General features: G+C 33.0%; 9 protein-coding genes. All 9 read right to left on the bottom strand.

Features of this window, described 5'->3' with window-relative positions; genetic code table 11:
- Positions 1 to 3: 3 nt before the first annotated feature.
- The 9 genes from IPJ23_15360 to IPJ23_15400 all read right to left on the bottom strand — a co-directional run bounded on the left by IPJ23_15360 (position 4) and on the right by IPJ23_15400 (position 11,404).
- A complete protein-coding gene (locus tag IPJ23_15360; protein ID MBK7632054.1) occupies positions 4 to 417 on the bottom strand; it encodes a hypothetical protein in 414 nt (137 codons plus the stop codon).
- 292 nt (positions 418 to 709) lie between these two features.
- Positions 710 to 1,582 carry a hypothetical protein gene (locus IPJ23_15365; protein MBK7632055.1) on the bottom strand — a complete coding sequence of 291 codons (873 nt, stop codon included), beginning with the start codon at positions 1,580 to 1,582 and terminating at the stop codon, positions 710 to 712.
- Positions 1,583 to 1,704: 122 nt separating this feature from the next.
- Positions 1,705 to 4,008, bottom strand: a complete 2,304-nt coding sequence (locus IPJ23_15370) for a 5'-nucleotidase C-terminal domain-containing protein (protein ID MBK7632056.1) — start codon at positions 4,006 to 4,008, stop codon at positions 1,705 to 1,707.
- Positions 4,009 to 4,422: 414 nt separating this feature from the next.
- On the bottom strand, positions 4,423 to 4,806 hold the full coding sequence (locus IPJ23_15375; GenBank protein MBK7632057.1) for a hypothetical protein: 384 nt from the start codon (positions 4,804 to 4,806) through the stop codon (positions 4,423 to 4,425).
- A 90-nt stretch (positions 4,807 to 4,896) separates the two neighbouring features.
- Complete coding sequence (locus IPJ23_15380) at positions 4,897 to 5,970, bottom strand: BamA/TamA family outer membrane protein (GenBank protein MBK7632058.1); 1,074 nt, start codon at positions 5,968 to 5,970, stop codon at positions 4,897 to 4,899.
- 1 nt (position 5,971) lies between these two features.
- Complete coding sequence (locus IPJ23_15385) at positions 5,972 to 6,559, bottom strand: hypothetical protein (protein ID MBK7632059.1); 588 nt, start codon at positions 6,557 to 6,559, stop codon at positions 5,972 to 5,974.
- Complete coding sequence (locus tag IPJ23_15390) at positions 6,556 to 8,142, bottom strand: hypothetical protein (GenBank protein ID MBK7632060.1); 1,587 nt, start codon at positions 8,140 to 8,142, stop codon at positions 6,556 to 6,558. Before IPJ23_15390 ends, IPJ23_15385 begins: the two co-directional genes overlap by 4 nt.
- A gap of 117 nt (positions 8,143 to 8,259) precedes the next feature.
- Positions 8,260 to 8,940, bottom strand: coding sequence for a response regulator transcription factor (locus IPJ23_15395; protein ID MBK7632061.1), 681 nt, complete (start codon positions 8,938 to 8,940; stop codon positions 8,260 to 8,262).
- Complete coding sequence (locus IPJ23_15400; protein ID MBK7632062.1) at positions 8,918 to 11,404, bottom strand: HAMP domain-containing histidine kinase; 2,487 nt, start codon at positions 11,402 to 11,404, stop codon at positions 8,918 to 8,920. Before IPJ23_15400 ends, IPJ23_15395 begins: the two co-directional genes overlap by 23 nt.
- Positions 11,405 to 11,498 lie beyond the last annotated feature (94 nt).

Below are 11,498 nucleotides of genomic sequence, written 5' to 3' on the forward strand. Positions count from 1 at the left end.
CCTTTAAATTTCTTGAAGCAGCTTAGTAAAATAATTTTTAATTGAGATGACCGATCTTGCCAGAGTATTTTCCTTGCTTAGAAATATCGCATACTTTGAGCCTTTGGGAAAATATTTCCAATGAATTCTGGAATACATATTTGCACATTTTTTTGTATGATTAATCATGCACTCAATTGGATCCGGCTCGCTATTATTGATTAAATATAATTCGATTTCCCAAATAACCTCAGTAAATATTTCTTTTTGTTTTTCAGACTCATCATTTACATTTATCAAAAACTCAACAATAAAATTTTTGCTTTCACTAATACCAATTCTCGCAACGGGTGAAGGATTATTTCCATACTTTAGTTCAAAGTACCGATTACCCAAATCAACTTTTCCGGTAAACCATTGCCAGGAATCTGTGTTCATACTAGATCTTCGGATTTATGAATGGATGCGCTTCTGTGATAAATATATTTATATGTAAATTTATAATATCTGCAGAAGCAAAGATTAAGTAAAGACACATCAAATTCAACAGTCTCTACTTTAATTGATTGCTGCAAATATTATTCATTAATTGATGAATATTGAGGTTGAGAATACCAGAATTATTTTCATTGACTTGAGTTCTAAGTTTTATGATTCCTTTACTCATTGAGGTAGAAATTCAAAGCGATTAAAAATCTTGTATTCTAAAGTTGAAGAAGAATAAGATTATTTAAAATCGAAAATCTATTTGCGCAAAAGGAAGAAACATACTTGTATTTTCGAGATCATCAGCTGACATCATGTGAAAGTATCTGACTCCAATTAATAGATTGTGATTTTCTCCAAGCGCAATATTAACCCCCGGAGTTAATGAGAGAATACTTATCGTACTTTTTAAAGTAATCTCATCGTCTACTATAAATAGATGTGCTTTACTACCAACCTCAATATTAAAAAGGTCTTGAGACACATAGCCTATTTGAAAGACAGGATTAACAAACCAATCTTTATGTGTGGAATTATAAGTAAGGGAAAAGAAAGGATTAAAGTAGCCATCTTCCTTATCAACAAGAGCGATGTAATTAAAATCGAGGTTAAATGGCAGAAACTCGGCTTCAGCATAATAATATCCCCTTATATGCATGGTTTGATATTTTAAACCTGCATCAAATCGAATGGCATTTAGAGAATCGCCACCGACAAATCCCAACCCAACATTACCCCCAATAAGAACATCTTTAAACCTTTCTGAAAAATCAAACCCACCAAAGAGAGCAAAATTTTTTCCAAGCTTAAAATCTGCATCAACATTAAAATCGAATTTTGAAACATCCCAGCCTAAATTTTTTCCAGCATATAAACTATCAGTGTAAATGTTCTTATTTCTTCTGCTAACACTACCATTTATATGCTGCTGAGTTGTTCCAGAGACACGAATGGAAATGCTTGCTTTATCATTATCTAAAGATTTGGTGGTATGAATTGGTATTTGAGATGCAGGTCCATCTATATCAGCCCGAAGGAGATAAGCTTCTTTAATTGAACAGCCGTTAGATAAAATGAATAAACAAACGGCATAAACAGACAAGATTATATTTTTCATCTCACGTCTCCTTAAATTTCAATTACACCCTACAACTCCTATAGAAAAATGATCAAACATATTTCATAAAGATATTTTTAACAAACCCGATTTCTAAAAAAATCGGGTTTGTTAAATGGTCATTACTTTAAAAATAACATTTTCTTTGTCTGAACAAAATTGTTTGTCCTTAAAGTGTAAATATAAATTCCACTTGCAAATGAAGATGCATCAAAGTTAGCTGAGTAATTACCCGGAGCCATCTCCTGGTTGACTAAATTTGCAACCTCATTCCCAAGTATATCATAAACCTTTAACTCTACATTTCCTGCTTTAGGAATAGAGTAATTAATTGTTGTTGTTGGATTAAATGGATTGGGATAATTCTGTTCAAGTGCAAATTCAACAGGAGTAGTTAATATTTCTTCGTCTCCTTCTTTAGAAAGTAGACATCGGTTATACATTACAATAGCACCATGAATACTTTGCGGATTGAGATTATCATAAACAATATTGTCTTCATTATCCTTATCATAGATTACAATTCTCAATTTATCAGGCGAGTTTTTTGCGATTAGTAAAAATCCAAAGTTACCTTGATTATTTATTTTACCGGTACCTGTTAGAGTTGCAGTATCATTATTAATTAAAAGCCAGTTACACTCATTGCTTTTGAATGTTAAATTTCCTTTTGGATATCGTATTGTTACTTTACCAACAGGGTCAAACATTAAACCGCGATCCAGCATATGAAATTCAAAAAATAACTTATCACAGAAGAATTTATTTGCAGCGTACGAACCCGCATTTGAGTTCATCCATCCTGCGCCAATTACCGTACTTCTTGCCAACTGGTTGCCAACATTTAAAATCCTTCCAAGTGTTTTAGGCTGGATGAAATTATCATGAGTCATTACATATTGATAAAGTGCCTGAAACTCAGTAATGCCATCGAGTATTGTGATATTGGAAGGTGTGATTCCAATGTAATCTAGAATACCTAAAACCATTTCATTGGTTGTTACAGAATAAGTTGCTTCCGGATCAATCGGTATTCCGTTTATTTTAACTGATACCAATCTTTCTTCAGCAGATTTTGTTCCATCGTAAGTATATTCCATACCGGAAACTTGTATTAAGAATTCATCATTTAACTCAATTTCAGAAAGTCCGAATGCAAGTCCTGTTAGAATATCCATTCCTGTTAAATCAAAAGTTGCTAGCTGGAATCCTAATGTATTAACAAGATTAAAACCATAACCATTTGCTCTGAAAAGATCACCTGGTGTAAACGTATCTTCCCATAAAGGAAGAGCGATTGATCCGCCTGCCTGCAGTGCAATATTAGTGGATGTGTAGGAACGAAAAGCATCTGCAACCAAATTACCCATAGGCGTATCGTGTGCACCAAGTGCTAAAAGATTTTTTGCTTCCTCTTCAAAGAATGAACTTGCATAACCAACTGGTTGAGTGAAGAAAGGTGTTCCATAGAATGTTTCTATATCAGTTATCATACCGTCGACGATAGCCTGTACCGTTGGTTCCTGGGGAATATTTGTGTCAATCGGAATTAGTTGATAATCTAATAGCTGAACATTTGCTCCATCATAAACTAATTTCATCTTACCTGCATCCAAATAATTTGAGCGTGCCTGAACAATCCAGGTTGTTCCTCCCATTGGATCAGTCATTGTTATCGGCTGTTCATATTTGTAATGATCATGTCCGCCAACTATTACATCAATTCCTGGGACGTAACTAACAATTAACTGATCAAGATCAACACCAAGATGGGAAAGGAAAATTACAACATCACAATTTTCTACACTGCGTAAAGTGCCAACCATTGTTGCAGCAATAGTAACAATATCATCACTGACAACTGCCGGTGCAGGATTGGAAAATACAGCCGTTGTAGGAGTTGTTAATCCGAAAATACCAACTTTCAAATCTCCGAATTCTTTTACTGTATAAGGACCAACATAATCCTGCAACCCGGAAATTGTTGGATCAGAAAAATCAATATTAGCAGTTAAGATTGGAAAAGCATCCATTACAACAGGGAAAACATATTGCAATGAACCTAACAATACTTCTGGTCCCAGATCAAATTCATGATTACCAAGTGTCATTGCATCAAGCCCAAGCGCACTTAGAATCTGCAGCTCCGGTACCTGAAAGAATTTATTAAAAAAAACATCCCCAATTGAAATATCACCAGCGTGAAGAAATAGAACGTTTGGTTCTATCATTTTAGTCATTCCAACTAAAGTGGCAACTCTGGAGACTCCACCTAAAGTACCTTTAAGATTTGCATCTCTTGGTCCTATTGCTTCAAGAGTTGAATGTGAATCGTTGACGTGAAGGATCGTCAAAGTATCTGGTTGTGAAAAAATTATTGAAGCAAAAAGTAGGAAAGCAGTAAAAGTATAAAGTAGGGTTTTCATTTTAGAACTCCTTTTATTTGTTAAGCTTAAATAATTACGATAGTAATTTGGTCTTAACTCTAAAAAGAGTTGTCATGAAATTGTCAAAATTAATATCTGGTGAATTCTAAACTGAGTTTCCTCGACTGCCACAGTATGCTGTGATAAATTGGGGGACCACTTCGTGGATTATCGTGCGTTCCTAATCTGTTAGTCTTTGGCTGAGTGCATTTAGCAGCAAACTTTTTCTTAACACTGCACTAAATAAACCAATCCCAAAAACTTAAAAGCTAATTTTTTTATTCCATATTGCTTTTATTGAATATTCATCATTTACAATTGAACATTATTCCAAACTTGCTTGATAACCCCGATTCCAGCATTCAACCTTATAATTTCAATTTATAATTCATTGTCGTTATTACTTCGTAGCTTCTAATGAAAACCTGATAGGATACCAAGTACTAATGCTGTTCCAAGGTATCCAAGTAGCATTACTCCACCGATAGTATGGATTATACTAAAATCTTCCATTTGAAATGATTCGACTTGGTCGACAGCAATACTTCCTTCAAATTCTTTATCAGGGACCCCCTCATAATTACTAATTATGGCTCCTTTTCCGACTATAGAATCAGTTCGTACAATATAGCTATTTATCAGAAATAAGATCTTTTCCCCTGAATTTGTTTTTATTTGCACATTCTCATTTCCTGCTCTTTCAAAAAACTCATCTTTTTGTAATTCCTGCATTGAATAACAGCCTGTAAATTGTAATAATAAACAGGTGATTAATATTTTTACAGTATATTTTTTCATAACCGCTCCCGTTTTTTATTCGAACTTAATTTATCATTGCTCCAAAGTTGTCATGAACTTGTCAAAAGATAGGCGGGGATTAGTTCCTGATTAAAAAATATGTCCAAAGTTGAAATATATTCCCGTCGTTTCCTCTCCAAATCCAACATCAAAACGTACAATAAAATTATCCATATAAAAACGCAAACCAATTACAGGATTAATAACCCAGTCTGGTGTGGACTCGCTGTTGCCAATATCAACACCGGCAATTCCTCCGAATCGACGCCAAATTGGAAAACGAAATTCAGAATTGATTAAAACCGTTGAGTTTGATAAATATCTATCCTGCGGTAAACCTCTTACTGTATTGTTGCCGCCAAGAGGAAGTTGAAGTTGATAGTTTACATCTGAAATGGTTTGAAGAATAATTCTGTTAGCCCAAGCATAATTTGGTTTAAACAGAGTTAAATAAAATTGCGATAAAATACCGACTTTATAAAAAGTGTTTCCTTGTTTTAATAAATTAGGAGCATATTCATTATCTATTTCAAGAACAAATCCATTGAGCGGATTGATAAAATTTGTTCTTGTATCCCATCTGAAATTAAAAATAAAAGAAACATATTTAACATCAGTTGGAAATCTGTACTGAAGCGAACCAGTTGAATCAAAGTTATAACAACTAATACTTTTAAATCTCGCACCAAATTCTGCTACAAAATCCTTTGCAAAGCCACGGCTTAACAATGCGGTCAGTTCAATAGGTTCGCGGATATAGTTTTCGCTTCCATTTGTTTGAGTCCCCGTTTGATAATTGTAATAAGCCGAATAGAATTTATAGCTAATCCATTTGTCGTAATCAAAAGTCAAATCAAAAGCGATTGGATATTTTGTTCCCTGCCGTCTTTGTATATCCGGAGATGAAAATACAAATCTATACCATCTTTCTCCTTTAGTGCTGTTATAAAGAGTTAAATCAAAACTCTCTTTACCGCCTAAAAGATTATAAAGAAATCCTTTCCCGCCATAGCCAAACCCGGCATCGGAATCATAATTGATTATAGGAAAAACTTCCCACTCACTTGCCCTTTGAGATAAAGAATCGGTTTGTGCATTTGCATGCACATCCCAAAATAGAGAGGTAAGAGAAACAAAAATTAAAACATTATTCTTTAGTAACATTTTATTGTCTTTTAATAATTCTTGTTATTCCTGTTTGGTTATACTTTTTAAGAAGATTGGATAACACTTCTTGATTCATTCCTTCAGGATAACGGGAATACTTTTTAAGATTATCAATTTCTGAAATTGGCAGTTCCTTAGTCCATTGAGGGGTTTCACCTTCATAAGTAGCAAACAGGATCGCTGTTATTGCAGCTGGAATAGCGCAAACTAAACCTACTGCCAAAGCGCCGGATCCTCCTTCAGAATAAGAAGCTGCTGCTCCAAACATTAACGCAGCAGGAATCACTTGAAAAAGTAATACCGAACTTCCCCAGCCACTTCCATCATAGCCTTGAATAGTAATTGATTTAATTTCTTGTATAGGTTCAAAAAATAGATTCGGAAAGTCTAATGGATTAACAGGCATTGTAGCAAAAATAATTGCTGTGTCCTGTATGCAAACAATTTCACTAACAAATTTATATCCGTCTTTAAGGGTGACTTCTGTTTTATCACCATTGGCAGATACAACATACTTTCCAGATGAACAACCAATAAATATTAGTAGTTGAGAAAAACAACATAGTATTAAGATTATCTTTTTCATTTTTCCTCCTTGAGAGAAAATTTACTGTGGAAAAACTCTCTCTCTAATAGTTCACTGTTTTCTATCCAGCTATCAGCAAGAAAGCGGAGTGTTCCTTTAACATCGTAAAGATTAAATGTGTAGAGATCGTTTTTATTGTTTATCCAACTGCCGCGTATCCATTCATTGTAATATCCTTTTGAATAGATGAGAAATGTTTGTTCGCAATTATTATTTTTTGGAATGTTATAATTAAGATAGTAGCAATCACCCGGGTCAGTTTTAAGATAATATTGATCATCATTGTTTATATAACTTAATAATGAATCAGAATCATTTCCATTGCCATCGGTTACTTCAACTGGATAAATAAGCTCAGTTGCTATCTTGATATTTGCAGATGTTGTAGTATCGAAAGCAATATAATCAATCATAAAATTATCAGGTATAAATTCTAACCGGATTAAAAGTGTATCAGAATTACTTTCAGGTAATTCTGCTGCAATATATTTCCAATTAAGGGGTCCGGCGTCTTTAAACTTTCCAAATTCTTTCCAAAAACCTTTATCAAATAATTTTATTTTAATTCCTGAAAACGCATCATATATCATTTTAAACTGAGAAGCATAAACAGAATCATTATTCATCTTATTTGTCCACTCCAATCCTGCCACTCCTTGTGAGCCAATTACAACATCGTAAAGAAGAGTTGTGCTCAACAATGTGTTCCGGTATTTCACAAGCATTTTCGTTGGTAAATTTTTATTTGATGGAACTTTAATATCGATCCAATCAAACACAGGCCCGTTTCTTAATTCATTTACTTTATCTACACCGCTCCTAAAAAAAATATTATCATCCTTTGTTAAAACATCAGTTAGATTAATTCCGTTTTTACTAACAGCAAGTGTTATTGGTGTTGGCCTTGATAAGAGTAATAATTTATTTGCTATAGATGGAAATAATTCTGTACCTATTGGATGTTCTGCAACCACAACTTCAAATTTATTTATAAAATGAGTTTCGAGAGCTTCATTGGTAATTTTCAACTTTAAAGTGTTATCCCTAATTTTTTGTTTTAGTAAATCAATATCGTTATCCTCAATCTGTCGGGAGATACATTCAGAAAATAATTCAACTTCAAGATTGTACTCTTCACCATCATAAGCATAGACTGTCGGACAGGATCCAAAACAGCACTTTGGACAGGCAATGCAATAAATGCCTAAAAAGGTTAAAGGAGCAGCTGTAAAGCTTAATAGGAAAGAAGCAAAATATCTTCCTCCACTTGTAGTTTCTTCGTAAGTAATAATTGCTGTGATGCTATCAAGCGGAAGCTTAATCTTTTTTGATTTTTGTTTTAATGAATAATTTACTTCGATAATTCCATCCCCTGAAATATGTTTATCGTAAACATTAAAACCATCCGGAAAAAGGAATATAGAATTGTCAGATTTAAATACTTTTGCCTGAATATCTACATAGTTACCCTCTTGCAGTGAACCCGGATCTATTTTTGTTGCTTGGTAAGTTGGATAACATTGATTAATTATTAACGGTAAAAGTAAAAGCGGAATAAATATTTTAGTGTATTTAGATTTCATAAAAACTCCTTTTAACGATTCTGTTATTAACATAATATTTTGATTGAAGGGAGTTGTCATGAAATTGTAAAAAGAAAGCCAGAGAACTTTTTTACGCTAAAAAATAAGTTAGTTTAACTATTTTTGAAATTTGTAACCAACTGTATAAGCCGTAATAAGATGTTTTGGATTTGCAGGATCATCTTCAATTTTCTTTCGGAGTGAAAGGATATAATTATCAACAGTACGAGTTGTTGGATATGAATCATATCCCCAGACTTCATCAAGAAATTTGTCTCTTGAAATTACTTCTGCTTCGTGATCAATAAAGTAATGAAGAATTCTATATTCAGTTGCAGAAAGTTTTACCTGATTGTTTCCCTTCGACATTTCCTGTTTTATAAAGTTTATTTTAATATCTGCAAATTCCACTTCCTCAATTTTTCCAGGCTCATAAGTAGTTCTTCGTATAAGCGATTTTATACGCGCAAGTAGTTCGCGAATGCTAAATGGCTTTGTTACATAATCATCTGCGCCTATTTCAAGCCCCATTATTTTATCAATCTCCTCTTTTCTACTGGTAACCATGATAATTGGAGTTTTTATACCATCACTTCTTAAATCTTTGCAAATCTCAATTCCATCTTTGCCGGGCAAAATTAGATCTAAAATTATTAAATCAAATTTTTTGTTGTGAGCAAGCTCAAAACCAATTATGCCTGTATCAGCTTCAGATGTAGAATAACCTTCATTCGTAAGGCTTTCGTTAATTCCAGTTCTTATAGCTGGGTCATCTTCAATAATTAGAATTTTCTTCATCATCTGCTCCGTCATTATTTGATAAAGTCGGAAAACAAAGAGTAATAACGCTTCCAATGCCTATTGAGCTATCTATTAATGTTTTACCTTTGTGTTCGTCCATAATATGTTTTACAATAGGAAGTCCCAATCCCGTGCCGCCTATTTTTTTTGTTTTTGCATTATCAGACCTAAAGAAAGGATCAAATATCTTTTCAAAATCTGAATGATTGATTCCTATCCCAATATCTTTAACACTAACGCAAACAAAATTGTTTTCAGGATAAGTTGAGATAGTAATTTCCTTTTTGTCTGTTGAAAACCGGATAGCATTTGAAATTATATTCTCAATAGCTTCAGTTATTGCGTCAGCATCTCCGTAAATCAGATCATTAAAATTTTCAATCTTTGTTTCAAGATTAAATCCTTTCATCTTTAACGTGTAATGCATTATTTCAATTACATCTTTAACAATTTTATTTAAGCCAATCTCGTGGAAAGAATAATTCTGCACACCTTTTTCTATCTTTGAAAAATCGAGTACATTATTTATTAAACGTTTTAATCGATCAGTTTCACCTTCAATTATTTCAAGATGACCTTTTGATTTATTTGAAAGACCACTTTCATTTCCAAGCAGCATTTCAGCGAAGATCTTGATAGAGGTTAGCGGGGTTTTTAATTCGTGTGATATATTAGATACAAACAAAGATTTATGTTGATTCAGTTCTTCAAGCTTTTCAATTTCAACCTTTCCGCGGATTAGCTGCTCCTGGAGTTTTATTCTTTCAATAGTTGAACCTGCATTTATTCCAATGTCTTTTAATAGGTCAACATCCTCAGTAGAAAACCTGGTCCCAGATTTTTTATTCCCCAATAATATAAACCCATATAGTTCTTCATTAACAGATTTTATCGGAACAACAAGATTTATTTCCCATCGGATAAGAGTGTTTTGGAAAATAGTTGAGATGTCTGCATCGTTCTCAACTTTATTTTTGATAGCTGCCGCCTGAAATCGCTTTCTTTCTAAATTTTCAGGCTTCATTCTCAAGCTTTTATTGGCTAACCGATCAAATTTCTTTTGGGATCTTATGAATAGCCGACCTGTTTGGTTATCGAGTTCGCTAAAACCAATTTTTTCAATTGGAATAAGATTATCAATTTCTCTGATTAAATATTCACCAAGTGAACTAACATCATTATAATTTTTAATCTGTGCAGTAAACCGATTTAACTCTTCTCTAAAGTTATATTGAATTCTAAAAAATTTCTTATCAACAAATTTCTGGACTTTAGTTTTAATTGGTTGAAATAGAACCGCAAGCAGTATTGCTGCTATGGCAGAAATAGTAGATTGATTTGAAGTGTGCAACGTAGCAACAAAAATTCCAACTGCAGCAGAATACAAAACGAGTAAAATCGAAATAACAATTATATATACAATACTTCTATTAATTACTTCGTCAATATCCAGTATATGATACTTGACAATTGCAATAGCGAAAGTTAAAGGTACAGCTAACTGTAAAAGAATAATTATCTTTTCCGGCAAAAGTCCTGCCCCTGTAAACTCTTGTGGCAGCACCCAAAAAGCAATAAAACTTAATGGGCCAATAATAAATCCCAGGAGCAGCCACTTTAATTTTTTTCTTTCTACTTCACCATTCTCCCTAAAATATGTTATAAAAAAAATAATAATGGCGGCAATCACAGCAATAGCAATATAAATTCTAGTTACAGTAAATACCTGCAGATAATTCTGCATCGACTGAGTATCATTAATGACTGAAGAATAAATAAAAGTGATAGTGCTTAATATTGAAAGCAAGCAGGCAATAACATAATTAAAGTAAATAAATATACGCCATCTCAGCTCATTGTTTCTAGGAAAAGAGAAGGCAAAGTGAATAAATAGTGCTGGTGTAAAAACATATGAAAAGTGAAATATACCTTGCAGAATATAGCTTAAAATAGGGGGATGTGTATTTTGATTTGCCCAAGTCGTGCACATTATTAATGCGATCCCAACACTTGCCCAATGAAATATATTTGCTGCTTTGCTTTTACTTCTTTTAATCAAGACAAAAAGTGCGATAATAAAAAAAAGTAGTGCAGTAAGTGATGTGCTAATGATGTAAAAATCATCATAAAATTTGGTAAGCCTAATGTTTAATTTACGCTCACCAGAGATGCCAATTACTTTGATTGAAACTATATCGCCAATATTTTTTCTATCTGTAATATATTCAACATTTTCATTGTTACTAATTATAAAACCCTCAATTGAATGCAGTTTATCATTTGAGGAAAGTTTATATGGATTGTCTTTGGTTATGATTATGGAATTAAGCGGGTATTGCCCGGAAATCTGGAAAGGAAGCTTAGCCTTTTGATTTATACTTACAATTCCTGCGGAACATAAAATTAATAATAATGTGTCAACAAGAAGTATGTATTTTAATTTGGCACTCGCCTCAATCATTAATGCCTCTATGAATTAAGGATGAGATACAAGATTTTAGTTAAACACTATTTAAATGTAATTCTTTTTGTGTCTTAATGAAATGATGGGTTGA

The sequence above is a fragment of the Ignavibacteriales bacterium genome (assembly GCA_016709765.1).
Lineage (GTDB): Bacteria > Bacteroidota > Ignavibacteria > Ignavibacteriales > Ignavibacteriaceae > IGN3.

What these genes read in the sequence shown, in the direction of transcription:
- IPJ23_15360 (MBK7632054.1), bottom strand. Translation starts at nt 417, where the DNA reads ATGAACACAGATTCCTGGCAATGGTTTACCGGAAAAGTTGATTTGGGT.
- IPJ23_15365 (MBK7632055.1), bottom strand. Translation starts at nt 1,582, where the DNA reads ATGAAAAATATAATCTTGTCTGTTTATGCCGTTTGTTTATTCATTTTA.
- IPJ23_15370 (MBK7632056.1), bottom strand. Translation starts at nt 4,008, where the DNA reads ATGAAAACCCTACTTTATACTTTTACTGCTTTCCTACTTTTTGCTTCA.
- IPJ23_15375 (MBK7632057.1), bottom strand. Translation starts at nt 4,806, where the DNA reads ATGAAAAAATATACTGTAAAAATATTAATCACCTGTTTATTATTACAA.
- IPJ23_15380 (MBK7632058.1), bottom strand. Translation starts at nt 5,970, where the DNA reads ATGTTACTAAAGAATAATGTTTTAATTTTTGTTTCTCTTACCTCTCTA.
- IPJ23_15385 (MBK7632059.1), bottom strand. Translation starts at nt 6,559, where the DNA reads ATGAAAAAGATAATCTTAATACTATGTTGTTTTTCTCAACTACTAATA.
- IPJ23_15390 (MBK7632060.1), bottom strand. Translation starts at nt 8,142, where the DNA reads ATGAAATCTAAATACACTAAAATATTTATTCCGCTTTTACTTTTACCG.
- IPJ23_15395 (MBK7632061.1), bottom strand. Translation starts at nt 8,940, where the DNA reads ATGAAGAAAATTCTAATTATTGAAGATGACCCAGCTATAAGAACTGGA.
- IPJ23_15400 (MBK7632062.1), bottom strand. Translation starts at nt 11,404, where the DNA reads ATGATTGAGGCGAGTGCCAAATTAAAATACATACTTCTTGTTGACACA.